Source organism: Streptomyces sp. NBC_00536, from assembly GCF_036346295.1.
Lineage (GTDB): Bacteria > Actinomycetota > Actinomycetes > Streptomycetales > Streptomycetaceae > Streptomyces.
Genome location: NZ_CP107819.1, coordinates 391,306 through 414,948, shown reverse-complemented (window position 1 = coordinate 414,948; position 23,643 = coordinate 391,306). Strand labels below are relative to the sequence as shown.

The 23,643-nt window shown below is 73.1% G+C and carries 24 protein-coding genes; 13 read left to right on the top strand and 11 right to left on the bottom strand.

The genetic code is table 11. From position 1 onward, the window contains the following. Positions 1–77: 77 nt before the first annotated feature. Genes OHS33_RS01860 through OHS33_RS01840 form a run of 5 tightly spaced genes read left to right on the top strand, consistent with a single transcriptional unit; the run spans position 78 to position 4,899 of the window. Positions 78–1,175, top strand: a complete 1,098-nt coding sequence (locus OHS33_RS01860) for a UbiA family prenyltransferase (RefSeq protein WP_330328605.1) — start codon at positions 78–80, stop codon at positions 1,173–1,175. A 44-nt stretch (positions 1,176–1,219) separates the two neighbouring features. After that, a complete protein-coding gene (locus tag OHS33_RS01855) occupies positions 1,220–2,647 on the top strand; it encodes a cytochrome P450 (protein ID WP_330328604.1) in 1,428 nt (475 codons plus the stop codon). Further along, a complete protein-coding gene (locus OHS33_RS01850; protein ID WP_330328603.1) occupies positions 2,644–3,771 on the top strand; it encodes a methyltransferase in 1,128 nt (375 codons plus the stop codon). The genes OHS33_RS01855 and OHS33_RS01850 overlap by 4 nt, the downstream gene beginning before the upstream one ends. Continuing rightward, positions 3,768–4,421: a DUF6875 domain-containing protein gene (locus OHS33_RS01845; RefSeq protein WP_330328602.1), complete on the top strand. Its 654-nt coding sequence runs from the start codon at positions 3,768–3,770 to the stop codon at positions 4,419–4,421. Before OHS33_RS01850 ends, OHS33_RS01845 begins: the two co-directional genes overlap by 4 nt. Positions 4,422–4,479: 58 nt before the next feature. After that, a complete protein-coding gene (locus OHS33_RS01840; RefSeq protein WP_330328601.1) occupies positions 4,480–4,899 on the top strand; it encodes a DUF962 domain-containing protein in 420 nt (139 codons plus the stop codon). On the opposite strand, the gene OHS33_RS01835 is transcribed toward OHS33_RS01840, so the two are convergent. Continuing rightward, complete coding sequence (locus tag OHS33_RS01835; RefSeq protein WP_330328600.1) at positions 4,896–5,267, bottom strand: MerR family transcriptional regulator; 372 nt, start codon at positions 5,265–5,267, stop codon at positions 4,896–4,898. The two genes, OHS33_RS01840 and OHS33_RS01835, sit on opposite strands and share 4 nt — an antisense overlap. Positions 5,268–5,333: 66 nt before the next feature. On the opposite strand from OHS33_RS01835, the gene OHS33_RS01830 reads away from it, so the two are divergent. Continuing rightward, positions 5,334–6,464, top strand: coding sequence for an alkene reductase (locus OHS33_RS01830; RefSeq protein WP_330328599.1), 1,131 nt, complete (start codon positions 5,334–5,336; stop codon positions 6,462–6,464). Positions 6,465–6,488: 24 nt separating this feature from the next. Here the strand turns inward: OHS33_RS01830 and OHS33_RS01825 are convergent, their stop codons facing one another. The 4 genes from OHS33_RS01825 to OHS33_RS01810 form a co-directional block, all read right to left on the bottom strand. Then, positions 6,489–6,908: a hypothetical protein gene (locus tag OHS33_RS01825; protein WP_330328598.1), complete on the bottom strand. Its 420-nt coding sequence runs from the start codon at positions 6,906–6,908 to the stop codon at positions 6,489–6,491. A 144-nt stretch (positions 6,909–7,052) separates the two neighbouring features. After that, the gene (locus OHS33_RS01820; RefSeq protein WP_330328597.1) at positions 7,053–8,387 is read right to left on the bottom strand and encodes an MFS transporter; all 1,335 of its coding nucleotides are present in this window, start codon (positions 8,385–8,387) and stop codon (positions 7,053–7,055) included. A gap of 1 nt (position 8,388) precedes the next feature. Then, positions 8,389–8,979: a GNAT family N-acetyltransferase gene (locus OHS33_RS01815; protein ID WP_330328596.1), complete on the bottom strand. Its 591-nt coding sequence runs from the start codon at positions 8,977–8,979 to the stop codon at positions 8,389–8,391. A gap of 21 nt (positions 8,980–9,000) precedes the next feature. After that, on the bottom strand, positions 9,001–10,317 hold the full coding sequence (locus OHS33_RS01810; protein ID WP_330328595.1) for an MFS transporter: 1,317 nt from the start codon (positions 10,315–10,317) through the stop codon (positions 9,001–9,003). A gap of 292 nt (positions 10,318–10,609) precedes the next feature. Between OHS33_RS01810 and OHS33_RS01805 the strand changes: the two genes are divergently transcribed. Further along, entirely contained in the window at positions 10,610–12,250 is a 1,641-nt protein-coding gene (locus OHS33_RS01805; RefSeq protein WP_330334862.1) for an AMP-binding protein, read from the top strand. Positions 12,251–12,275: 25 nt separating this feature from the next. On the opposite strand, the gene OHS33_RS01800 is transcribed toward OHS33_RS01805, so the two are convergent. Continuing rightward, positions 12,276–13,895 (bottom strand): alpha/beta hydrolase, encoded by a 1,620-nt coding sequence (locus tag OHS33_RS01800; protein WP_330328594.1) that lies wholly within the window; start codon positions 13,893–13,895, stop codon positions 12,276–12,278. A gap of 193 nt (positions 13,896–14,088) precedes the next feature. Between OHS33_RS01800 and OHS33_RS01795 the strand changes: the two genes are divergently transcribed. The 5 genes from OHS33_RS01795 to OHS33_RS01775 all read left to right on the top strand — a co-directional run bounded on the left by OHS33_RS01795 (position 14,089) and on the right by OHS33_RS01775 (position 18,714). Beyond that, a complete protein-coding gene (locus OHS33_RS01795; protein ID WP_330328593.1) occupies positions 14,089–14,805 on the top strand; it encodes a ribonuclease H family protein in 717 nt (238 codons plus the stop codon). A gap of 163 nt (positions 14,806–14,968) precedes the next feature. Then, positions 14,969–15,898 carry an ABC transporter ATP-binding protein gene (locus OHS33_RS01790; protein WP_330328592.1) on the top strand — a complete coding sequence of 310 codons (930 nt, stop codon included), beginning with the start codon at positions 14,969–14,971 and terminating at the stop codon, positions 15,896–15,898. After that, a complete protein-coding gene (locus OHS33_RS01785) occupies positions 15,895–16,728 on the top strand; it encodes an ABC transporter permease (RefSeq protein ID WP_330328591.1) in 834 nt (277 codons plus the stop codon). Before OHS33_RS01790 ends, OHS33_RS01785 begins: the two co-directional genes overlap by 4 nt. A 47-nt stretch (positions 16,729–16,775) precedes the next feature. After that, positions 16,776–18,044 (top strand): sensor histidine kinase, encoded by a 1,269-nt coding sequence (locus tag OHS33_RS01780; RefSeq protein ID WP_330328590.1) that lies wholly within the window; start codon positions 16,776–16,778, stop codon positions 18,042–18,044. Beyond that, entirely contained in the window at positions 18,034–18,714 is a 681-nt protein-coding gene (locus OHS33_RS01775; protein WP_330328589.1) for a response regulator transcription factor, read from the top strand. Before OHS33_RS01780 ends, OHS33_RS01775 begins: the two co-directional genes overlap by 11 nt. Before the next feature lie 115 nt (positions 18,715–18,829). On the opposite strand, the gene OHS33_RS01770 is transcribed toward OHS33_RS01775, so the two are convergent. From OHS33_RS01770 to OHS33_RS01750, 5 genes are all read right to left on the bottom strand, one after another. Continuing rightward, complete coding sequence (locus OHS33_RS01770; protein WP_330328588.1) at positions 18,830–19,426, bottom strand: DinB family protein; 597 nt, start codon at positions 19,424–19,426, stop codon at positions 18,830–18,832. A gap of 74 nt (positions 19,427–19,500) precedes the next feature. Then, positions 19,501–20,619, bottom strand: coding sequence for a M20 family metallopeptidase (locus OHS33_RS01765; RefSeq protein WP_443065182.1), 1,119 nt, complete (start codon positions 20,617–20,619; stop codon positions 19,501–19,503). Between the two features lie 77 nt (positions 20,620–20,696). Then, complete coding sequence (locus OHS33_RS01760) at positions 20,697–21,842, bottom strand: PP2C family protein-serine/threonine phosphatase (protein WP_330328587.1); 1,146 nt, start codon at positions 21,840–21,842, stop codon at positions 20,697–20,699. Between the two features lie 46 nt (positions 21,843–21,888). Beyond that, positions 21,889–22,251 carry a DUF4180 domain-containing protein gene (locus tag OHS33_RS01755; protein ID WP_330328586.1) on the bottom strand — a complete coding sequence of 121 codons (363 nt, stop codon included), beginning with the start codon at positions 22,249–22,251 and terminating at the stop codon, positions 21,889–21,891. Next, on the bottom strand, positions 22,244–22,741 hold the full coding sequence (locus OHS33_RS01750) for a helix-turn-helix domain-containing protein (RefSeq protein WP_330328585.1): 498 nt from the start codon (positions 22,739–22,741) through the stop codon (positions 22,244–22,246). The genes OHS33_RS01755 and OHS33_RS01750 overlap by 8 nt, the downstream gene beginning before the upstream one ends. Before the next feature lie 198 nt (positions 22,742–22,939). Between OHS33_RS01750 and OHS33_RS01745 the strand changes: the two genes are divergently transcribed. Then, positions 22,940–23,524 carry a helix-turn-helix domain-containing protein gene (locus OHS33_RS01745; protein WP_330328584.1) on the top strand — a complete coding sequence of 195 codons (585 nt, stop codon included), beginning with the start codon at positions 22,940–22,942 and terminating at the stop codon, positions 23,522–23,524. The last annotated feature ends 119 nt before the right edge of the window (positions 23,525–23,643 follow it).

Below are 23,643 nucleotides of genomic sequence, written 5' to 3'. Positions count from 1 at the left end.
ACCACCGAACCGTGAGGCACGGTCCGGCCCCCGCTCGACACGTGTGGGCCGGACCCGGTGGATGGAGGACGACCCCCGTGACCGTGAACGCCGCCCCCTTGCCCGCACAGGCCCCGCCCCTCCCCGGACCCGAGGAGTTCGCCGCGCTCAGCCCGCACCGGCGCGAGGAAGTGGTGCGCACCACCCCCGGCAGCTCCGGGTGGGCCGAAACCGTACGGATCACCCTGATGCTGGGCCGGCCGCGGACCTGCGTCCCCGGGATGCTGACCTTCGCGCTCGGCTGGACGGTGGCCGGCGGCGGGGTCACCGGGCTGTTCTTCGCGGGACTGGCCGTCTCCCTGGTGTACGGACTGCTGGCCAACACCTACAACGCCTACACCGACCTCGCCGAGGACAGCCGCAACCTGCCCGGCCGGGTCTGGCAGGTCCTGCGCATCGGGCACCGCCGACTGCTGTGGATCAGCCACGCGATGAGCGCCGTACTCATCGGCGTCTCGCTCTTCTACAGCGCGGCGTACGTGGTGCCGATGACCCTGGCGCTCGTCGGCGCCCACCAGTACTCCTTCCTCCCCGGGCGGCTCAAGGCCCGCCCCGTGACCGGGCTGTTCGCCTTCAGCCTGGCCGTCTTCGGCCCGTACCTGCTCGGCTACTTCGCGGCCCCCGCCGGGGTGCGGCGGCTGACCACCGACGCCTGGGCGATCCTCGCCTTCCTGATCATCTGGTTCGTGGCCAAGGGAATGGTCAAGAACATCCCCGACTACGAAGGTGACCGCGAGGCCGGGCTGCGGACCTCCGCGACGGTCTTTCCCGACCGGCTCTCCGCCGCCCGCGCCGCGACCGTGGTCACCCTGATCGGCTACCTGTCACTGACGGGCTTCGTCCTGGCGGGCAGCCTGCCGCTGCGGACCCTGGCGGCGCTGCCGTGGGCGGTCGCGGCCTTCCGGCAGTGCCTGGCGATGGCCCGGGCCGTCGAGAATCCGGCGGCCAACGCCGTCCTGAAGGCCGACATGCTGCTGTCGACCGCGTTCCTCGCCTCCGTGCTCGTGCTCCGCACCCCGGGCTGGGCGACCGCCCTCTCCGTGGTGATCGGCGCCGTGATCCTCTTCGGCAGCGACCTGCTGGCCCTGGACTCGCGGCGCAAGGGCGACGGCGCCGCCGCGCCGCGGACCACCTGAGCCCACTCTTTTCTTACCGCCCCCCGCCCCGAAGGAGTTCCCGCATGGCCGCTGTCCCCGGACCGCGCACACCAGCTCAAGTCGTGCGCACCGTCAGAGCGTTCCAGCGCTCGCTGCCGGAAGGGCTGGAGCACCTCAAGGACGAATACGGTGAGGTCAGCGCCTTCGGCCTGGGCCCCACCCGCACCTACTTCCTCTTCGGGGCCGACGCCAACGCCCTCGTGATGCGCAACCCCGACAACTTCCGCTTCGCCGGGGCCTACGACATGCTCCGCCCCATCGCCGGCGAGACGGCCCTGGTCGTCACCGACGGCGAGCCGCACGCCCGCCGCAAGCGCAAGGCCCTGCCCTCCTTCCAGCGCCCCGGAGTCGAACAGGCCACCCGGCTCATCGTCGAATCCGTCGACCGGGCCATCGACGGCTGGCGGCCCGGGCAGCGCCTGGACATCCACGCCGCCCTGCGCGAGGCGATCCGCGGCGCGATGCTCGTCCTGTTCTGCGGCGACCGGCTCGCCACGCAAGCTCCGTATCTGATCGGCCAGTTGGACCAGATCCATGAGCTGATGGACAATCCGCTGCCGCAGCAGATGGTCGCCTGGAGCCTGCCGACCCGCGCCCGCAGGCGCGCCCTCGACGGGATCGCCGCCGTCGAGGAGCGCATCTACGAGGAGATCGCCCGCAGGCGGCACACCGGCGAGGCCGGAGCGCGCGGCGGCGAGGACCTGATCTCCGTGATGCTGGCCGACGGCGGCGCCGTGATGACGGACCAGGAGATCCGCGACATGGTCGTCAGCGCGCTGATCGCGGGCTACGACCCGGTGGGCTCCGGAGTCGGCTGGGCCGTCTACAACTCCCTGGCCCACCCCGGCGTGTGGCAGCGGCTACGGGCCGAGGCCGACGAGGTCCTGGGCGGCGCCCCCGCCACCCCGGCCGCCGTCCGCAAGCTCCGCTACACGGGCCGGGTCGTCCAGGAGAGCCTGCGACTGCACCCGCCCGTGGTGATGAGCCCGCGCCGCGTCGTCAAGGCCTTCCGCCACCGCGGTCACCTGATCCCGGCGGGCGCCACCGTGGCGGTCAGCGAATACATCACGCACCGGCTGCCCGCCGTCTGGGACGCCCCCGACGCGTTCCGCCCCGAACGCTGGGACACCGACCAGGAGGGCTACCAGTCCCCGTCGCCCTTCGAGTACCTGCCCTACGGCTACGGGGCCCGCCGCTGCATCGGGGCCGGGATCGCCGGAGCCGTGCTCCCCGCCGTCCTCTCCCGGCTGGCCCAGCGCACCGAACTCGACCTGCTGACCCTGCGGCCGCAGTACGGCGGCATTCCGGCGCTCATCCCGCGCGGCGGACTGCACGTCCAGGTCGCCGAGCTGCCCGTCCGGGAGCGGGCCCGTACCCGGACCCGCGACACCGACCGGACCGACCGGACCGATCGGCCCGACCGCGCCTTACTGGTGGAGGAAACCCGATGACGACCCGGACCGTCCGCCCGCCCGGCAGGGTCGCCGTCCCCGACGGCGCCCAGGCCCGGCACGCCTGGCGGATGCGCGAAATGATCTACGGCCAGCTCCGCTCCCGCGCCATCAGCGCCATGGCCGAACTCGGCCTCGCCGACGTCCTCGGCGACGGAGCGCTCACCGCGGCCGAACTCGCCGACAAGGTCGGCGCCGACCGCGCCCTGCTGCCCCGGCTGCTGCGCGCCCTCGCCTCCTTCGAGATCCTGCACCTCGAACGCCGGGGCAGCCGCGAGGAGTTCTCGCTGACCCCGCTCGGCGAGACGCTCCGCTCGGACGGCCCCGGCTCCGCACTGCCGACGGCCCTGCTGGTCGCCGCCACCGTGGCGCCCGCCTGGGAGCGGCTCACCCAGGTGGTCCGCACCGGGCGCGCGGCCTTCCCGGAGGTCTTCGGCCAGGACTTCTTCTCCCACCTCGGCGACGACACCCGGCTGCGCCGGATCTTCGACCGGTCCCAGGAGACCGGCCTGGCCCTCGAACTGGAGGGGCTGCTGGGCGCGGTGGACTTCACCGGCCCGCTCAGCGTCGTCGACATCGGCGGCGGGGACGGGGCGCTGCTCACCGGCCTGCTCGCCGACCGGACCGAGCTGCGCGGCACCCTCGTCGACCTCGCGGCCGCCCTCCCGCCCGCCGCGCTGCGCCTGACCGGCGCCGGACTCGCGGACCGCTGCGAACTGCGCGAGGGCAACTTCTTCGAGCCCCTGCCGGGCGGCGCGGACCGCTACGTCCTGCGCCACATCCTGCACGACTGGGACGACGAGTCCTGCGTGGCGATCCTGCGCAACTGCCGCGCCGCGATGGGACCGGACGCCCGGCTGGTCCTCATCGACCACCTCGCGGCCGCCGATCCGACCGGCGACGCGGGGGAGGGTTCCAGCGGCCAGTGGGGCGGCCTGATGGACCTCTACATGATGTCCCTCTTCGACGGCGGCCGGGAACGCACCCACGAGGAGACCGCGGCGCTGCTGCGGGAGGCGGGGCTGACGGTGCTGCGGGTGACCCGGCTGCCCGGCGGCACCGGGGTGATCGAGGCGCGCGGCACGCTCGGTACGCCCCCGGCGCCCGAGGGCGGTGACCGATGACGCTCCACGACCAGTCGGCGCCCGTGGCGGTGCTGCCCCCCGCCTGCCCGGCGTCCGTCACGGAACGGGCCGAGGCCGTGGTCCAGGAATGGCTGCGCGACTACGTGAGCCAACCCCACGAACAGCTCGGCCGCGACGGCGACGTCTGCCCCTTCGTGGAACCCGCCGCCCGGGCCGGAACCCTGATGATGCACACCCGCACCGGACTCACGGAGGCGCGCGGCGCCGAACTGCGCGCCCTGGTACGGGAGATGGCGCGGACCTTCCGCACCACCCGCTGGCCGCGCACCAACCCCACCATGTACGCCTACGTCCTGATCCTGCCCGACCTGCCGCGCGAACAGTGGGCGGAACTCGACGCGGTGCAGGCCGGTCTGAAGGCGGAACTGGCCGAGGGCGGGCTGATGCTGGGCCAGTTCCACCCCGAATGCCCCGAACCCGCCGCCCGCAACCCGCAGTTCCCGGTCTCGCGGAGCCCCGTACCGCTCCTCGCCATGCGGAACATGGCGCTGCACGACGTGCTGTTCCTGCACAACGACAGCCGGCTGTTCGCGGAGTACCAGCACCGCTTCGGCACCCGATACGAACGGGGAGCGGTCGCCGACCCGCTGCTTCGCTCGTCGTACGAGGCGGGCTCCGCTGTCGGCTGATGGCATGACCCGGTACCGCACGCAAGCCACCGACCCACCACACCTGAGGAGTTACGCGATGAGGGAGTTCGACCAGCGCTTCGAGGAGTACATGCGCGGGCACACCAGCGAGGCGAGCCGCTGGATGCACGTCGTGGGCATGTCCGCCGCCGCGGTGGCCGCCGTGACCATCGTCCGGCGCCGTCGGCCGAAGCTGCTGTGGACCGTGCCCGCGGCCTTCTTCACCTTCGCCTGGAGCGGCCACTTCATCTTCGAGCGCAACCTGCCGGTCGGCTTCACCGACCCGGGAGCGGCCTTCTCCGGCGACCTGAAGATGATCTACATGATGGCGACCGGCCGCAACGGCGAGCTGAAGGAACTGCTGGCCCGCCTCGAACAGCGGGACGCGGCGGCCGAGTTCGTCGACACCTCCGCCGCCGACTTCGCCTCCGCCGAGGCCGCTGCCGAGTGCCCCCGCTCGCTGGACCACGCGGCCTAGTGCTGTGAGGGCGGCTCGGACGCCGCGTCGATCGCCTCGTCGAGCACCCCGCGGGACCGGACCAGATCGGTGATCATCCGGTCGATCCGGTCCCGCTCCGTGGTGAGGTCGGCGACCAGCCGGGGCGTGGCGATCTCGCTCGGACCGCCGTCCGTGTCCCGCATGCAGGGCAGCAGCTGCGCGATCTTCGCACTGTGCAGCCCCGCCGCGAACAGCTCCTGTACCCGGATCACCCGGTCGACCGCGGCGTCCGGATACTGCCGCTGGCCGCCGGCCGTCCGCTCCGCCGACAGCAGCCCCTGCTCCTCGTAGTACCGCAGCGACCGCTCGCTCACCCCGGTCCGCCGGGCCAGTTCACCGATCCGCACGCGCCACCCCGCCGCTCAGCCGAAGGACTTGAACCTGACATTGATGTCAACTCTTACCTTACGTGCATGACGCAGCGAGGCATCCTCCCCGACCTGTTCACCGCCACCCGGCTCGGCCCCCTGAACCTGGCGAACCGCCTGGTGATGGCGCCCCTGACCCGCAACCGCGCCGACGCCGACGGGGTTCCCCTGCCGATGATGGCGACCTACTACGCACAGCGCGCCTCCGCCGGACTGATCATCGCCGAGGGCTCCACCCCGAACGCCGTGGGCCAGACGTATCCGAACATCACCGCCATCCACACCGCGGCGCACGTCGCGGGCTGGCGCCGGGTCTCCGACGCCGTCCGCGCGGCGGGCGGAGTGATGTTCCTCCAGCTCCAGCACGGCGGCCGCAACGGACACCCGGACACCAGCGGGCTGGTCCCGCTCGCGCCCTCCCCGGTCCCGCTGCCGGAGACCATCCACACACCGACAGGGCGCCAGGAATCTGTGGTTCCGTGCGAGATGACCGCCGCGGACATCGCCACCACGGTGGCGGACTTCGCGGCCGCGGCCCGCAAGGCGGTCGACGCGGGATTCGCCGGGGTCGAGGTCCACGCGGCCAACGGCCACCTGCTCCACCAGTTCCTCGACGCGGGCTCCAACCGCCGTACCGACGGCTACGGCGGCCCGGTGGCCCACCGCATCCGTTTCACCCTGGAGGTGGTCCGCGCCGTGGCCGAGGCGATCGGCTCCGAGCGCGTCGGCGTACGGATCTCGCCCGGAACCACGGTGAACGGGATGACAGAAGGGGACACCGACACCCTCTACCCGGCGCTCGTCACGGCATTGGCACCGCTCCCGCTCGCCTACCTGCACCTGGTCCACGCCGATCCGGCGCAGCCCCTCTACCACCGGATCCGCGCCCTCTGGCCGGGCACCCTGATCGCGAACCCCGTGTTCCGGAGCGAGGACCTGACCTCCCCGGACACCCTCCGGGAGAGCGAGCGGCTGCTGGCCGCGGGCGCCGATCTGATCGCCCTGGGCCGGGCGTTCCTGGCCAATCCCGACCTGACCGACCGGCTGCGCGCCGGGGCACCGCTCAACCAGGTCCGCTCCCCGTACCTGATGTATGTGGGCGGGGAGACCGGTTACACCGACTACCCCGCCCTGGCCGTGGCCCGCCCGGCGGCGCGGATCGCCGCCCACGCGTGACGCGCGCCGCGGGCCACGGCTCCGTCAGGCGGCGACCTGACCGGTCATCCGGCCCAGCAGCTGGTCCATCTCGGCGCGCCACAGCCGGTGCACGTTCATCCGCGTCGGCTTCGCCTGGCCGGGCAGCTGGAGGCGGAACGAGCTCCACACGGTGTTGCGGTCGATGCCGGTGACGATGCCGACGGCCTCGTGGGCCGGGATCGCGAAGGCGATCTCCTGGGGGCGGTTGCTCATCCGGCTGGCCTTGTGTATCACCACGGCCTGCTCGGTGACCGTGATGAAGTAGTAGGTGAGGAACGCCTGGCCGATCAGACCGAGCATGCTCATGAGCCACACGCTGGGGCCCGCGATGGCCTGGATCGTGACGACCGGGCGGTCCGCCGGGTTGACCTCGGCGATGGCCTGCGCCACCTGCTGCTGAATGGTGGCCTTCTTGACGGCCATGGGTTCCTCCTGAGCGGGGGGTCGATCGCCCCCGGTCTTCGAGGGCACCGCAGAGTACCCACCCGACCTGGGGGCCCCACGCCCACCCCCCGCACCGCACGCAGGGGGCGAGGGCAAGGCTTGTCGGGGCCCCGCCGAAGCGCGTCACGAGGGCGCGGCGGACTCCCCCCGCACGTCCTCCCGTACGTCCCCGAGCGCCGCGGACCGCTCCGCCGCGGGCGTCCTGCGCAGCGCCCACAGACTCGGGGCGGCGAAGAGCACCACGGTCGCCAGGGTCATCGCCGCCGCCGCGGCCCACAGGACGGGCGCCGCTCCCCAGGACGTCGCGGCGGCCCCGACGAGGAGGTAGCCCAGCGGGACGGCCAGCTGCTCACCGATCGAGCTGAACGAGCCCAGCCGTCCCAGCAGTTCGGAGGGAAGCTGCTGCTGCATCACGGTGTTCCAGCACACGATCGCGATGTCGACCCCCACCCCGGCCAGCGCCGCGGACACCGCGAGGACGGACAGCGGGGCGCCGGCGGCCAGCGCCAGCAGGGGCAGCGCCAGCGGCAGGTTGGCGGCCACGCACGCGATCATGATGCGGGACGGTTTCCAGCGCAGCGAGAGCACCCCGCCGAGGACCAGCCCGACCGCGAAGGACCCCTGGACGGTGCCCCACCCGGCCGCGCCGAGGTCCGAGTCGTGGGCGATGACCGGACCGAGCAGCGCGTACCCGCCCAGCCAGCAGGCCACCACGAAGGTGCCGGACAGCGTGTACGACCACAGCCAGAAGCGGCCGCGGAACTCGTCCCAGCCGGTGCGGAAGTCGCGGAGTACGGAACCCCGCGCGGCGACCGGTCCGGCGATCGAGAGCCGGCCGTACAGGAGCGCGGCGACGGCGAAACTGGCCGCGTCCCAGGCGAGGGTGAGCTGCGGCCCGACCAGCGCGACGAGGACACCGCCGAGCGCGGGTGCGAGGATGCGGACGAGGTTCGTGGGGAGGCGGAGCAGCGCGTTCGCCTCCTGGAGCCGATCCGCCTCGACGAACTGCGGCAGCAGACTGTTCATGGCGGGCGAGGCCAGGGCGGACGCCCCGCTCGCGACGGCGGCGAACACCGCGACGCGGGTGGTGGTCGCCGCTCCCCAGAAGACGAGCAGCGCGACCGTGCCCTGGGTGAGGGCCGGGACCACATTGCCGAACACGATCAGCCGCCGCCGGGAGAAGCGGTCCGCGGCGACCCCGCCGACGAGCAGCAGGAGCAGCTGGGGAACGGCGCTGCCCGCCAGGACGATGGCCAGCGAGCCGGGACGGCTGTCGAAGCCGAGCACCGTGAAGGCCAGGGCGACCGGCGCCATCGCCGACCCGCTCGCCGAGATGAGGCTCGCGAGCAGCAGCGTCCGGAAGCGCTTGTTCCGGAGCAGGGCGGACGAGGCGGGCGAGGCGGACGAGTTGGATGAGGCGGACGAGTCGGATGAGGCGGGCGAGGTGGGGAGGTGCATCTCAGATATCGCCCTTGATCATCGCGTGCAGGTGCATGTCGTGCCACCCGTCCGCGTGGAGGACCGCGCTGCGCATCGTGCCTTCGAGGGTGAACCCGGCCTTGTCCGCCACCCGGCAGGACGCCGGGTTGTCCACCGCGTGCAGCAACTGAAGCCGGTGCAGGCCGAGTTCCTCGAAGGCCCAGTGGCAGGCGCGGCGCGCCGCGGCGACGGCGACACCGCCCCCGCGGGCAGCGGGCAGGATCCAGTACAGGATCTCGGCGGTGCCGGCCGCGAGGTCGATGCCGTTCCACCCGACGAGGCCGACGGCCGCGTCGTCACCGGGGCGGGCGATCGCCCACAGCGCGCCCGACTCGGCCTGCCAGCGCTCCCGCATCCGATCGATCCGGCCGCGGGCCTCGTCCTCGGTCCAGGCCTGGATCAGGTTCCACAGCCGGATCGACGGATCGAGCCCGGCGGCGACCAGCGCGTGCGCGTCGTCCGGCCGCCACGGGCGCAGCCGCATGCCGTCCGGCAGGTCGAGCACGGGCTGTTCGGTGCGGGCCATCCGGCCCTCGGGAACCACCGGAGGGACCGGCTCATGGGAGATCATCACGGCATCCTGCCAAAGGGGTCAGGCCCGTGCCACCTCAGTTTTCGCGCCCGGCCCGGGCGCCGCCGCGCCGCTGACGGGGTGCGGCCGACGCCGCCCCGCGACCAGGGTCCGGGCCCGGGCCGCGACCGCCGACAGCAGCACCACGGTGGCCATCAGCGCGAAGCACCCCGCCACCGGGACCCGCCCCACCAGCAGCCCGATGGCGGCGCTGCCGACCGCCGTGCCCGCGTTGAGCGCCGTATTGACCCAGGCACCCGCCCGGACCCGGTGCGCCGGAGCGGCCGACTCGTCCGCGATCAGGTAGGCGGTGGTGATGGCGGGGGCGATGAACACGCCCGCGAGGGCCGCCAGCGGGATCAGCGCCCACGCGTTCGGCGACAGGCCCGCCGCGGCCAGGGTGACCGCCAGCCCCACGGAGATCAGCGTCAGGCGCCGCCGCCCGGACAGCCGCCAGGCCACCGCGCCGTACGCCAGCCCCCCGAGCGCGCTGCCCGTGGACATCGCGGCCAGCACCCAGGACACCGCCCCCGACTGGTGGAGCTGATCGGCGAAGGCCACCACGAGCAGGTCCAGGCCCCCGAGCCCGGCCCCCACGCCCGCCGCGACCACGACCACACCGCCCAGCCCCGAGGACCACGACCCGCCCCGCCCGGCGGCCGGTCCGCCGGTGGGCGCCTCGGAGGGACCATCGGAGAGACCGTCGGAGGGCCCGCCGGCCGGCCGCGGGCCGGAGGATCCGCGCACGGTCCGCGCGACGGGCGAGGAGACGAACGCGAGGGTGCCCACCAGGACCAGCGCCGCACTGGCCGCGATGCCCGCGGCCGGAACGGCGGCGCGCACCAGCAGGCCCACGATCAACGGGCCGCTGACGAAGAGCAGTTCCTCGGCGACACCGTCCAGGCTGTACGCGCGTTGCAGCATCAGCCGGTCGGGGAGCATCGTGCTCCACAGCGAACGCATCACCGGCCCGAGCGGCGGAATGCAGCACCCGGCGGCCAGGGCCAGGGCCGCGATGGCGGACCCGGAGGCGCCGGGGCGCCAGGTCAGCCAGGCCAGCGCCGCCAGCAGGAGCGCGTACGCGGCCGCCAGCGGGACCAGGGCCCGGCGCGGACCCCAGCGGTCGACCAGCCGGGCGCGGGCGGGGGAGAGCAGGACGCTCGACAGACCGAAGAGGGCCGTGACGGCCCCCGCCACCCGGTACGACCCGGTGGTGTCCTTGGCGGCGAGCAGCAGGGAGAGGCAGACCGTTCCGTTCGACAGCCGCCCGAGCAGGGCGGAGCCGAAGGTACGGCAGGCGTACGGAGCGCGCAGGACAGCGCGATAGGACGAGAACATGACGGATCGATTTCCTCTGGAGGGCGGCGCGCGCGTGGGCGCCGCGGACATGCGGGGACGCCGGAGGACCGCCCGGGGCGGGCGGTCGGCAGCGGGTCCTACGCACAGAGGAGAGACATGCCGGTGAGGTTAGCAGTGGACCGGTGTACGGGACAACGGGTTACCGCGGCCCCGCGGTCCGGCGGTCCGGCCGCCCCGCGGTCCGGCCGCCCGCGCGGCGGTGGACGCCCGCGCGGGCGGCGGGGATCATGAGGGCACGCCGGCCCGCCGGGGCCCGCGCCCGCCGCCCCGCCTGGAGGTACGTGTGTCCGTCACGTCGAGCCATTCGTCCGGAGACTGCGAAACACCCCTGCTGGGCGACACGATCGGGGAGAACCTCGACCGTACGGTGCGCAGGTTCCCGGACCGCGACGCCCTCGTCGACATGGCCACCGGGCGCCGCTGGACGTACGCGGAACTCGCCGCCGACGTCGACGCCCTGGCCCTCGGCCTGCTGGACCTCGGCATCACCAAGGGCGACCGGGTCGGCATCTGGGCCCCCAACCGGGCCGAGTGGACCCTGGTGCAGTACGCCACGGCGAAGATCGGCGCGGTCCTCGTCACGGTCAACCCGGCCTACCGCTCGCACGAGTTGGAGTACGTGCTGCGGCAGTCGGGGATCCGGCTGCTGGCCGCGGCCGAGCGGTTCAAGACCTCCGACTACGCGGGCATGATCGAAGAGGTCCGGCCGCGCTGTCCCGGCCTGGAGTTCGTGGTCCTGCTGGACGGACCCCTGTGGTCCTCCCTGCTGGAGCGCGGACGCGCGGGCGATCCCGCCGAACTGGCCCGCGCCCAGGCCTCGCTGAGCCCGGACGACCCCATCAACATCCAGTACACCTCGGGCACCACCGGCTTCCCCAAGGGCGCGACCCTCTCGCACCACAACATCCTCAACAACGGTTTCTTCGTCGGGGAGTTGTGCCACTACACCGAGCAGGACCGGGTCTGCATCCCGGTCCCCTTCTACCACTGCTTCGGCATGGTGATGGGAAACCTCGCCTGCACCAGCCACGGCGCGGCGATGGTGATCCCCGCCCCCTCCTTCGACCCGGGCGCCACCCTGGCCGCCGTCCAGGCGGAAGCGTGCACCTCGCTCTACGGCGTCCCCACGATGTTCATCGCCGAACTGGCCGACCCCGCCTTCGCCACCTACGACCTCTCCAGCCTGCGCACCGGCATCATGGCCGGCTCGCCGTGCCCGGTGGAGGTGATGCGGGAGGTCATCGAACGCATGGGGATGGCCGAGGTGTCCATCTGCTACGGCATGACCGAGACCTCGCCGGTCTCCACCCAGACCCGCGCCGACGACTCGGTGGAGCGCCGGGTGTCGACTGTGGGCCGGGTGGGGCCGCACCTGGAGGTCAAGGTGGTCGACCCGCACTCCGGCCGCACCCTGCCCCGCGGCGAGCCGGGCGAACTGTGCACCCGCGGTTATTCGGTCATGCTCGGCTACTGGGCCGAGCCCGGGCGGACGGCCGAGGCCATCGACGCGGCCCGCTGGATGCACACCGGCGACCTCGCCGTCATGGACGACGAGGGCTACCTGAGCATCACCGGTCGGATCAAGGACATGGTGATCCGGGGCGGGGAGAACGTCTACCCGCGGGAGATCGAGGAGTTCCTGCACGCCCACCCGGACGTCCTGGACGTCCAGGTCATCGGCGTACCCGACGCGAAGTACGGGGAGGAGCTGATGGCCTGGGTCCGGATGCGGGAGGGGGCCGAGCCGCTGACCGCGGACGCCGTGCGGGCGTACTGCGCGGGCCGGCTCGCCCATTTCAAGATCCCGCGCTACGTCCATGTGGTGGAGGAGTTCCCGATGACCGTCACCGGGAAGATCCGCAAGATCGAGATGCGCGAACAGGCGGTCCGGCTGCTGGCCGGTACCGCCTGACGCGCGCGGCCCCGGCCGCGCGGTTTCAGCCGCGCTGCGCGGGCGCGGGCGTAGGCGCGGGGACGGGAAGCGGGCCGCCCGGGCAGTGGGTGCCCTCGGCGGGCAGGGCGCCGTCCAGCAGGTACGCCTCGACGTGCCCGTCGACGCACGCGTTGTGGTTCTGGTACTGGCCGTGGTCACCGCCGTCGACCGTCAGCAGCCGCGAACCGGCCAGCCCGCGGTGCGCACGTACGGCCGCCTCGTAGTACGTCGCCGGGTCGTTCGTCGAGTTGAGCATCAGCACGGGCGGCAGCCCCGCGCCGGTGACCTTGACCGGCGGCGTCGCGGTCGCGGTCCGCGGCCAGTTCGCGCAGATCGAGCTGAAGGTCAGCACGCGGGCCCCGACGAGCGGATCGTCGCGGGTCGCCGCGCCGCTCTGCTCCAGCCAGAACCTTCCGCTGCGGTTCCACGGGGTGTCCGCGCAGGTCACGGCGAAGTAGTCGGCGACGAATGCGGCGCCCATCGGGTGCTTGAGCCGGGCGGCCACCGCGGTCCGCACCGGCGCGGGCGCCTGCTCCGGGTGTTCGAGGACCCCGAGGAGGGTGGCGAAGGACGCGAAGCGTTCCGCGTTGTACATGGAGTCGCTCGCGGCCACGTCGAGGTGGTTGGGCGTGATCACCGTCCCCTCGATGTCGAGCGGGTGCTCGCGCAGCGCGGCCCGCAGCCGCTCGTAGGAGGCCTGCGCCGCGGCGGGCGTGTTCCCCTGGTGGTAGGTGGCGTCGTTCGCCGCCAGCCACGGCAGGAAGTCCTGCTCGTAGCGGCGCTGGAAGCTCATCGGCTGGCCCAGCTGGAACGACTGCCAGGTGGCGGTGAAGTCGACGTTGCTGTCGAGGACGACCCGCTCCACCCGGCCGGGGAACTCGGTGGCGTAGTACGCCCCGAGCACGGTCGCGTACGAGGCCCCGAAGTAGGAGATCCGGTCCGCGCCCAGCAGCCCCCGGTACAGGTCCATGTCGTGCGCGGCCTGATCGGTGGTGATGTACGGCAGCAGCCCGCCGGAATTGCGCTCGCAGTCCCGTACGAAGTCACGGGCGCGCTCGACGGTACGGGCGAGGGCCCGCGGGGACCGGTCGCGCAGGTCGCCGCTGGAGAAGAGCGCGTCCACCTTGTCCTGGTCGGAACAGACCACCTGGGTACTGGCGCCCACGCCCCGCTGGTCGAAGCTGACGATGTCGTAGGCCGCCGCCAGCTTCGGCCCGTACCCGGCGAGGGTCGCCGCGCGCCCGAGCCCCGAAGCGCCCGGTCCGCCCGCCGCCGTCATCAGGACCCCGCGCCGCGCCGCGGGGTCCGTCGCGAGGTGCCGGGACACCTCGACGCGCAGGTCCGGCCCGGCGTCCGGGTGGTACCAGTCCCGGGGCACGGCCATCGAGGCGCACTCCAGCGGGCCCGAGGCACAGGGGTGCCAGTCGAGCCGCTGGGTGCGGTAGCGCTCCGGTACGGGCGGCGCCGTGACGCGGGATCCGGACGCGGCGGTGGCCGCGCCGGCCGGGCTCGCCGAGGCGGCGGTGGCGGGCAGCGCGGCCGCGGCGAGCAGCCCGCACACGACGGCCGCCGCGGCCCGGCGCGCGGGCTTCCTCGTCCTCGTCCTGTTCCTGAACACGTGCATCTGGTCTCTCCCCGTCGGGCGTTTGTGGGTCGCTCCGATCCTCGCCCGCGGGCCGCCCCCGCTTCGATACCGCTGTCACCAGGATCCGTGGTGGCAGTAGTGCCACCCCCGGTGACGCTTCGGGGCCCCCGCCGCACGCGGTCCGCCGTTCGCCGATGCCCGGATCCCGGGGCGGGTGGGGCATGATCGGGGGATGTCTGATCGCATCATTGCCGCCTGCGACGGGGCGGCGAAGGGGAATCCCGGGCCTGCCGGGTGGGCCTGGGTCATCGCGGATTCCGCGGGCCGCCCGGAGCGCTGGGAGTCCGGCGCGCTCGGCCGCGCCACCAACAACGTGGGTGAACTCACCGCCCTTCAGCGGCTCCTGGAGGCCGTGCTGCCGGGGACGTCCATCGAGGTACGGATGGACTCCCAGTACGCCATGAAGGCCGTGACGCAGTGGCTGCCGGCCTGGAAGCGCAACGGCTGGAAGACGGCGGCCGGAAAGCCGGTGGCCAACCGTGAACTGGTCGAGAGCATCGACGAGCTGCTGACGGACCGGGACGTGGAGTTCCGCTACGTCCCGGCCCACCGCGAGGACGGTGACCACCTCAACGCGATCGCCGACCAGGCCGCGAGCGACGCCGCCGTGACGCAGCAGGCCGCGGGGACGGCCCTCGGGAGCGAGACCATCCCGGTCCCGGCCCCGGCCCGCAGCGCCCCGGCGCGGTCGAAGTCCGCCGCCCCGGCGAAGCGGACGGCGGCCGCCACGGCGGCGCCGGGCCGGGCCTCGCGCGCCATCAAGGCGAAGTTCCCCGGCAGCTGCCCGTGCGGCAAGCCCTATGCGGCCGGTGACATGATCGCCAAGCTCGGCGCGCGCTGGGGCCACGCGGACTGCGCCGCCGCGGCCCCGGCCGACGCCCCGGCATAGAGGCGTCATGAAGGCGCCGTGAAGGCGCCGTCCTGCCCGCCGACCGGCGGGCAGGACACCGCAGCGCGGCGCGGGTCGTACCGCCCGGTCAACCGATCGGTTGATGCGGCGTCGAGCGCGATGGGCGATGTGACGGAGCCCCGCCCGCCGCGATCCTCGACGCATGGCAATCATCGAAGTCAACGAGGTGCGCAAGACCTACGGCCAGGGAGCCGGGCCCGGCCGCGAGCCCGCCGTCGACGGCGTCAGCTTCACGGTCGAGGAAGGGGAGATCTTCGGCATCCTCGGCCCCAACGGCGCCGGCAAGACGACCACCGTCGAGTGCGTCGAAGGGCTCCGGATCCCCGACTCCGGGACGGTCAGGGTCGCCGGATTCGACCCGGTGGCCGACCACGACGAGGTGACCCGCATCCTCGGCGCGCAGCTCCAGGAGAGCGAACTCCCCGCCAAACTCACGGTGCGCGAGGCGCTCGCCCTGTACGCCGCCTGCTACCCGGCCCCCGCCGACTGGCGGCCGCTCGCGGAGCGCCTCGGCCTCACCGGCAGGCTCACCACTCGCTTCGGCGCCCTCTCCGGCGGCCAGAAGCAGCGGCTGTTCATCGCGCTCGCGCTCATCGGCAACCCGCGGGTCGTCGTCCTCGACGAACTCACCACCGGCCTCGACCCGCGGGCCCGCCGCGACACCTGGGAGCTGATCGAGGACATTCGCCGTGGCGGGGTCACGGTCCTCCTCGTCACCCACTTCATGGAGGAGGCGCAGCGCCTCTGCGACCGGATCGCGGTCATCGACAAGGGGCGGATCGCCGCGCTCGACACCCCGTCAGGGCTGATCCGCCGGGCGGCCGGTTCGACCGTCATCTCCTTCACGCCCTCGGTTCCGCTCGCCGACCCGGTGCGCGCCGCCCTCGCCGCGCTGCCCGAGGCCGCCGCCGTGACCGAGCGGCACGGCCGGTTCACCCTCCACGGCACCGACGACACCGTCAACGCGGTGATCACCCTCCTCGCCCGGAACCACATCACCGCCCACCAGCTCCGCGTGTCCGAGGCCACCCTCGACGACGCGTTCCTCGACCTCACGGAGGCCTCGGCATGACCGGCACCAGCGCACTGACCCCGCCCCGCGCCCCTCGTACCCCTGGTACCTCTCGTGCCGCCCGCACACCTCGTGCCGCCCGTACGTCCCGCGGGGCCGCCCTCGCCGTGCTGCGGACCGAGACGATCCTCTTCCGGCGGGAGCCCGCCGCACTCTTCTGGATCATCGGTTTCCCGAGCGTCCTCCTCGGGATCCTCGGCTCGATCCCCGCCTTTCGCGCACCCGACCCGAACCTCGGCGGCATCCGCTTCATCGACGCGTACGTCCCCGTGTCCGTCCTGCTCGCCATGATCCTGGCGGGGCTGCAGGCGATGCCGCCGGTCATCACCGGCTACCGCGAACGCGGGATCCTGCGCCGGATGTCGACCACCCCCGTCCGCCCGTCCGCCCTGCTCGGGGCGCAGATGGGGCTGCACGGCGCGGCCGCCCTGCTCTCCGCGCTGCTCTCCCTCACGGTCGGCCGGGTCGCCTTCGGCGTCGCCCTGCCCGGGCAACTCGTGGGCTACGCCCTCGCGTTGGTGCTCGCGATCCTGGCCGCCCTCGCGCTCGGCGCCCTGGTCGCGGCCGTCTCCCGGACCCAGAAGATCGCCCAGGCGGTCGGCTCCGCCGTCTTCTTCCCGATGATGTTCAGCGCCGGGGTGTGGCTGCCGGTCCAGGCCATGCCGACGGCCCTGGCCCGCATCGTCGAGGTGACCCCCTTCGGCGCCGCCGCCCAGGCCCTGGGCGAAGCCGCGGCGGGCCACTGGCCCGGCTGGACGCACCTCGGCGTCCTCGCGGTGTGGACCGTACTGCTCTCGGCGGGCGCCACCCGCTGGTTCCGCTGGCAGTGAGGCGTGCGGGTTCCGGGGGGCGGCGCGGCGTGTACGAGACTGGGGCCATGAACGACGGGGCGGACACGACGCGGCGCACACCACTGGACGCGCGGTGGGACCTGTTCCACCGCTGGGGACCCGGCGCCCTGCTGGTCATCGGGTCGCTCGTCTCGGCGGCCACCGCGGACCTCCTGATGAGCGCCACCGGCCGCCGGGCCGCCGTCGTCCTCGTCGCCGTCGGCGTCATGCTCCAGCTCGGCTGGGACCGGATCCGCGAGCGCCACCGCGGACCGTCCGCCGCGGGAGCCGTCTACTACTTCCTGCGCTGGGCCGTCGCCTTCGCGCTCACCTGGCTCAACCCGTTCTTCGCCTTCTACGCCGCCATCGGATACTTCGGCGCCGAACGGCTGCTGCCCCGCCGCTGGTTGAAGGCGGGCCTCTTCGCCAGCGCGGTCATCATGTCCGGCTCCCAGTCGGGCGGCCTGCCCCCCAAGGGGCCGGTGGGATGGGTCGTCCTCGGCGCGGTGCTCGTCGTCAACCTCCTGCTGCTCAGCGTGTTCGGCCACTTCGCCGCGCAGGAGGAGGAACAGGCCCGCGTCCAGGCCGAGACCATCGGCGAACTGGAGTCCGCCAATGCCCGCCTGCGCCAGGCCCTCGACGAGAACGCCGCCCTGCACGCCCAACTCCTGCTCCAGGCCCGGGAGGCCGGCGTCGCCGACGAGCGCCGCCGGCTCGCCGCCGAGATCCACGACACCATCGCCCAGGGGCTGGCCGGAATCATCGCCCAGCTCCAGGTGGTCGCCGTCAGCGAGGACCCCGGCCTCGTACGCGAACACCTGCTCCGCGCACAGGACCTGGCCCGCCACAGCCTCGGCGAGGCCCGCCGCTCCGTGCAGAACCTGAGCCCGCTCGACCTCGAACACGACCTGCTCCCCGACGCGTTGAAGCGGACCGTCGAGGAGTGGGGTGCCCGGCACGGAGTCCGCGCCGACTTCACCGTCACCGGCACGCTCCGTCAGCTCCACACCGAGATAGAGGCCACTTTGCTCCGCGTCGCCCAGGAGGCCCTCTCCAACGCGGGCCGTCACGCCGGCGCTTCACGGGTCGGCGTCACCCTCTCCTTCATGGGGGACGAGGTGTCCCTGGACGTCCGCGACGACGGCCGGGGCTTCGACCCCGTCGGCCTCCCGCCCCGCACCGCCACCGCGGGCTTCGGCCTCGACGGGATGCGCGCCCGTACGGAGCGCATCGCGGGCAGTGTGACCGTCGAATCGGAACCCGGTCACGGCACGGCCGTGTCCGCCCGCGTACCGTTGGTCCCCCATGACCGATGACACCACCACCACGACCACCACCACTCCGTCCGCCGCCCGCGCCATCACGCTGCTGATCTGCGACGACCACCCCGTGGTCCGGGACGGCCTGCGCGGGATGTTCGCCGCCGCCGACGGTTTCGAAGTCCTCGCCGAGGCCGCCGACGGCGTCGAGGGAGTCGCCCTGGCCGAGCGGCTCGACCCCGACGTCGTCCTGATGGACCTGCGCATGCCCGGCGGCGGGGGAGTGGCCGCCATCGCGGAACTCACCCGCCGCGGACTGCGCTCCAAGGTGCTCGTCCTGACGACCTACGACACCGATACGGACACCCTCCCCGCGATCGAGGCCGGGGCCACCGGCTACCTCCTCAAGGACGCCCCGCGCGAGGAGCTGTTCACCGCGGTACGGGCCGCCGCCGAGGGCCGCACCGTCCTGTCCCCGGCGGTCGCCTCCCGCCTGGTCACGGCGGTGCGCAGACCGGCCGCCCCGGCCGGTGAACCGCTCTCCGCCCGCGAGCGGGAGGTCATCGAACTCGTGGCCAAGGGCACCTCCAACCGGGAGATCGCCCGGGCCCTGTTCATCAGCGAGGCCACGGTGAAGACCCATCTGACGCACATCTACGGCAAGTTGAGTGCCAAGGACCGCGCGGAGGCGGTCGCGGTGGCCTACGAGCGCAAGATCCTCGGCTAGGGGGTGTCCCCTAGCCCGATGGTCGCGGGGACAGCACGAAGTCCCGGACCCTGGGGGCCGGGACTTCGTACACTTCGCTTGACCTGCCGGGTTCAACGACGCGGCGGCCGTGGGGTTACGGGCTGACCGGAAGGTTCCCGGCCGCGCGGGCGACGCGTTCCAGGCGGTCCCGGTGGTCCGCCCACCAGGCGGCGTCGCCCGGGGCCATGGCCTCGCTCCCGGGCCGCAACCCGGCGGTCCCGTCGATGAGTTCCCGGATGACATCGGCGTGTCCGGCGTGCCGGTCGGTCTCCGCGATCATGTGAACGAGGCTCGAATGGAGCGTCACCTCGCTCCGGTCGCCCCAGGGGATCCGGCCGACCGCGTCGAGGTCCAGTGACTCGATCGTCTTGTCCGAATGTGCCCAGACCTGCCGGTACAGCCCCACGATGTGCTCGCGCGTCTCGTCGGCGGTCGCCCACAGGTCCGCGTTCGCCTCGGCGCTGCCCGTGATCCACAGCGGCGGTCCGTCGAAGGGCCGCCCGAAGGTCTCGCCGAAGTACAGGGCTTCGGCGCCCGCCGTGTGTTTGACCAGACCCAGCAGGTTCGTACCGGACGGTGTCATGGGGCGGCGCACGTCGTATTCCGACAGCCCTTCGAGCTTCCACAACAGGACTTCGCGGGCGTCCTGGAGGTAGACAAGGAGGTCTGCCTTGGGGTCTGTTCGGGTCATGATCCCCATTCTGTCCGGCAGGGGAGCGCTGTCCACCGCATTCCGGCAGGTGGACGCCCCGTCACTCCGCCCTGTCACTCGCCCCGGATCGCCCGCACCAGTCCGGTGACGAGGTCCGCCCGCTCCGTCATGGCGTCGACCACCAGGTACTCGTGGTCGGCGTGCGCGCCGCCGCCGACGGCGCCCAGGCCGTCGAGCGTGGGCACCCCGAGCGCGGCCGTGAAGTTGCCGTCGCTGCCGCCGCCCACCGCCTTGCCCTCCAAGTGGGGCAGCAGCCGCCGCGCCACCGCGAAGAGCGACGCCGACGCCGACTCGGGCATCGGCGGGCGGCCGACGGATCCCTGCACCACGATCCGCGCCTCGTCCAGGTGCGGGGTCAGCGCCGCGAACGCCGACTCGACGCGCTCCTTCTCGTCGGCCGATTCGACGCGGACGTCGACGATCAGAGTGGCCTCCGCCGGAACGACGTTGTCCAGGGTTCCGGCGGACGCGACGGTCGGGGTGACGGTGGTGCCGATGCCGGGCCGGCCGAGCGCCGCGATGTCCAGCACCTGGTGCGAGGCTTCGATGAGGGCGTTCACCCCGGCCTCGGGCTCCAGGCCCGCGTGCGAGGCCCGGCCCGCGATCGACACCTGGAAGGTGCCGCAGCCCTTGCGGCCGGTCTTGAGCGCCCCGCCGTCGGCGGCGCCCTCGAAGACGAGGACGGCGCCGCAGGCGAGGGCGCGTTCCTCGATGAGGGCCCGGGAGGAGTGGGAGCCGACCTCTTCGTCGGCGGTCACCAGGATCTCGACGCCCGACCGGTCGTCGAGGGCCGCGAGGCCGTGCACGGCCTGGACCAGTCCGCCGAGCATGTCGAAGACCCCGGGGCCGGTCGCGTGCCCGTCGGCGACCGTGAACGGGCGGCGCTCCAGGGTGCCGAGCGGGAACACCGTGTCGTGGTGACCGAGGATCAGGACCTTGGGATCGCCGCCGCCGGACCAGTGGACGTGCGGTCCGGCCTCGGTCTCGATCAGGACGGCCTGCCCGCCGAGGCGGCTCTCGATGACGGCGGCGACGACTTTGGCCGATGCGCTCAAGGCGTCGAGATCCCGCGACGGGGATTCGGTCTCGACGAGTGTCCGCAGGTCTTCGAGCATCGCGTCGACACTCACGGGGACGGTCTTGGGGATCGGCATGGGCATCGGCGTCGGCATGCGGCAAGGGTAGCTGGCACGTGTACGCGCTCAGACCGGCAGGCCGGGGCCGCAGTTCCACCGCGGCCCCGGGAAGCTCAGCCGATCCGCTCGATGGCCACCATCGCCGCGTCGTCCCCCAAGTGCCCGCCGGGGGAGTGGGCGAGCAGGTCCGCGCACAGGTGGCGCAACAGGGCTTCCGGGCCGTCGCCGGGCCAGTCGGCGGCCCGCTCCGCCAGCGGGTAGAAGTCCCCCGCCGCGTTCCGCGCCTCGATGACCCCGTCGGTGTACAGGAGGACGACGTCCCCGCGCTCGAAGGGGAACGACTGCGCGGCGAAGCCGCCGTCCGCGAACTCGGTGAGGCCGAGCGGCGGCGCCGGGTGGTCCACCTCCAGCGGGAGGACCCGGCCGCCGCGCAGCAGCAGGGGTGGCGGGTGCCCGCAGCTGACGAGGCGCAGGGTCATGTCCCGGTCCGGTACGTCGAGCACGGCCGCGGTGGTGAACTGCTCGCGGTGCCAGTCGGAGGCGTCGCCCCCGTCGTACGGGGCCACCTCGCCGTTCGCCTCGTACGGGTCGTCCGGGTCCGCCACGACGGCGGCCTCCAGGTGGGCGACCAGCCCCGGCAGATCGGCCTCCTGGTGCGCGGCGGCCCGGAAGGCGCCGAGGACCAGGGCCGCTTCCCCCACGGCCTCCAGCCCCTTGCCCCGGACGTCACCGATGATCAGCCGGGTGCTGTCCGGGGTGCGCGTGGCGGCGTACAGGTCCCCGCCGATCTGCGCCTCGGCCTCGGCGGCCAGGTACACGGACGCCAGGCGCAGCGGACCCATCCGCTCGCGCAGCGGCCGCAGCACGACCTGCTGGGCGGCCTGGGCCACCGAGCGCAGCTGGGTCAGCTGCCGCTCGTGGACCTCGCGCAGATGGGCGAAGAGGGTGACGAACACCGAGATCAGCACCAGCGCGACGATCTGGATGGTGTGGTTCAGGTCGGTGAGGTTGGTCCGTACGACGGCCACCACGGCCTGGGCCAGCACCGCCACCGCGCCGACGAACCCGGTCATCCGGGGCCCGGAGAAGGACGCGGTCAGCGCGGGCGCGGCGACCAGGAACGGGCCGAGATGGACACCCGGCGGCGCCAGTACGTCGACCGTGGTGACCAGGGCGATCAGGGCGAAGGGCACCGGCAGCAGCGCCAGGCGCGGTTCCCGGAACCGGCCCTTCACCGGGTGGCGCAGCCGATGACCCATGGCTCCTGGATACACCGGCGTGCCCGTTCCCGCGCCCCGGACCCGGTTACGCCAGCCGGGCCGCGAGCGCGTCGAGGTCGTCCACGAACCAGGCGTGGCGGCCCCGGTTCGACTCGCGGACGAGGTCCGGGAGGGCCTTGCTCGCCCGCAGGTGGTGCGAGATGTCCCCGACGACGATCAGGTGGATCCCGTAGGTCACGCATTTCTGCAGGATCGCCCCGGCGATCCCGCTGCTGAGGTCGAAGAAGCGGTCGTCGAACCGCTCGGCCGGGACCGCGATCGCCTCCGCCCGGTGGTAGGCCGCGCCGATCAGGTGGTCGAGGGCGTCCTGCTCGGTGGCGATCGGCGGGCCGTCGGCGGCGCAGACCAGGACGGGTACGCCGTGGTGCTCCACGAGGACGTCAGGCACGGGGGGCCTCCTGCCGGGCGCCGGACGGGAACAGGCCGTTCTCCGGTCCGAGCGCGCCGTCGATCAGATGGAGCAGGTCGGCGGTGTCGACGGCACTGCCGAGGACCACGATCTTCATACGGGCTCGCTCCTTGTCGTAGACGGTCTGGACGCGCAGGGCCTGCGGCGTGTCCCGCGGGCCCTGTACGGCGGCCGTGACCAGGGTGCTCAGCCGGCTCGCCGCCTCCGGGCCGATCGGGTCGAGCTGCACGATGCTCGACACCTCCAGATGGCCGCGCTGGGCGGCGGCCGCCGCCGGGGCCGGGTCCCGGCCGGTGAGCGGCCGCCGGGTCAGCGCCTCGAAGTCCTCGTGGCTGATCCGGTACTGCTTGCCGATCCGGACGGCTTTGAGCCGTCCGTCGCGGACGTAGTTCCGGACGGTCCGCACGTGGAGCCCCAGCCGCTCGGCGACCTCGCCGACCGAGTACAGCTCGCGTTCTGGATTCTCCATGGGTACGGACCTTACCTCAAACAACCCTCTTGAGGGAATATGGGGAAGGATGCGGAGTGATGGGGTAGGGAGGGAAGGTGGATTCAACGATCGTTTCGGTTGTAGAACCGATCGCTGATCTGATTCAGTGACGAGGCGGGACGGGCACTGCCCTGTCGGCCGCTACGTACGGGACAAGCAAGCCAGCCAGGAGTGAACGTGAGCGACGAGGAAAGCCCTCATCTGAAGAGCCTGGCGCTTCTGGAGGGACTGATCGAGGAAGCGGAGCTGGACTGGGCCGTGACCCTCGACCCGGAGCCGCTGTCCCGGAGCACCGGCCTGCCCGAATCGGTGGTGGTGGCCGGCCTGCACCGGCGGCCGCTGCCCGAGAGCGACTTCCTCCAGCAGGTCACCCAGCGGCTGGAATTCCTGCGCCGGACCCGGATGGGCCCGGCGGGCAGGCCGTACACGCAGGCCGAGATCGCGCACGGAGCCGGGCTGACCCCGCAGTGGTTCGGCCGCTTCCTGCGCGGCGAGAAGGCGCCCTCGCTGGAGCACGCGGCCCGGATCGAGGACTTCTTCCAGGTGTCGCGGGGCTTCCTGACGGCCACCCCCTCCCAGGCCCTCGACCGGGCCCTGCGGGAGCGGCTGGAAGAGGAGCGCTCGCGGCAGCTGGCCGAACTCCAGGACTTCAAACGCAAGAACCAGCTCAACGGGTTCGCCCTGCGGGGTACGTCGCCCAAGACGCGCGCCGTGATGCAGGCCCTCATCGACTCGATCGAAGAGGACCAGCAGGACGTGTGACGTCGGCACGTGCGAGGTCTGCACGTGAGGTCGGCACGTGTGATGTCGGCACGTGAGAGGTCGGCTCCGCCGCTCGGCGGGAGCACGGGGAGAGGGCACGCACACCGCCCGCGGACGGT

Coding starts and splice junctions, on each gene's coding strand:
- OHS33_RS01855 (WP_330328604.1), top strand. CDS start 1,220: ATGGCCGCTGTCCCCGGACCGCGCACACCAGCTCAAGTCGTGCGCACC.
- OHS33_RS01850 (WP_330328603.1), top strand. CDS start 2,644: ATGACGACCCGGACCGTCCGCCCGCCCGGCAGGGTCGCCGTCCCCGAC.
- OHS33_RS01845 (WP_330328602.1), top strand. CDS start 3,768: ATGACGCTCCACGACCAGTCGGCGCCCGTGGCGGTGCTGCCCCCCGCC.
- OHS33_RS01840 (WP_330328601.1), top strand. CDS start 4,480: ATGAGGGAGTTCGACCAGCGCTTCGAGGAGTACATGCGCGGGCACACC.
- OHS33_RS01830 (WP_330328599.1), top strand. CDS start 5,334: ATGACGCAGCGAGGCATCCTCCCCGACCTGTTCACCGCCACCCGGCTC.
- OHS33_RS01825 (WP_330328598.1), bottom strand. CDS start 6,908: ATGGCCGTCAAGAAGGCCACCATTCAGCAGCAGGTGGCGCAGGCCATC.
- OHS33_RS01820 (WP_330328597.1), bottom strand. CDS start 8,387: ATGCACCTCCCCACCTCGCCCGCCTCATCCGACTCGTCCGCCTCATCC.
- OHS33_RS01815 (WP_330328596.1), bottom strand. CDS start 8,979: ATGATCTCCCATGAGCCGGTCCCTCCGGTGGTTCCCGAGGGCCGGATG.
- OHS33_RS01810 (WP_330328595.1), bottom strand. CDS start 10,317: ATGTTCTCGTCCTATCGCGCTGTCCTGCGCGCTCCGTACGCCTGCCGT.
- OHS33_RS01800 (WP_330328594.1), bottom strand. CDS start 13,895: ATGCACGTGTTCAGGAACAGGACGAGGACGAGGAAGCCCGCGCGCCGG.
- OHS33_RS01795 (WP_330328593.1), top strand. CDS start 14,089: ATGTCTGATCGCATCATTGCCGCCTGCGACGGGGCGGCGAAGGGGAAT.
- OHS33_RS01790 (WP_330328592.1), top strand. CDS start 14,969: ATGGCAATCATCGAAGTCAACGAGGTGCGCAAGACCTACGGCCAGGGA.
- OHS33_RS01785 (WP_330328591.1), top strand. CDS start 15,895: ATGACCGGCACCAGCGCACTGACCCCGCCCCGCGCCCCTCGTACCCCT.
- OHS33_RS01780 (WP_330328590.1), top strand. CDS start 16,776: ATGAACGACGGGGCGGACACGACGCGGCGCACACCACTGGACGCGCGG.
- OHS33_RS01775 (WP_330328589.1), top strand. CDS start 18,034: ATGACCGATGACACCACCACCACGACCACCACCACTCCGTCCGCCGCC.
- OHS33_RS01770 (WP_330328588.1), bottom strand. CDS start 19,426: ATGACCCGAACAGACCCCAAGGCAGACCTCCTTGTCTACCTCCAGGAC.
- OHS33_RS01765 (WP_443065182.1), bottom strand. CDS start 20,619: ATGCCGACGCCGATGCCCATGCCGATCCCCAAGACCGTCCCCGTGAGT.
- OHS33_RS01760 (WP_330328587.1), bottom strand. CDS start 21,842: ATGGGTCATCGGCTGCGCCACCCGGTGAAGGGCCGGTTCCGGGAACCG.
- OHS33_RS01750 (WP_330328585.1), bottom strand. CDS start 22,741: ATGGAGAATCCAGAACGCGAGCTGTACTCGGTCGGCGAGGTCGCCGAG.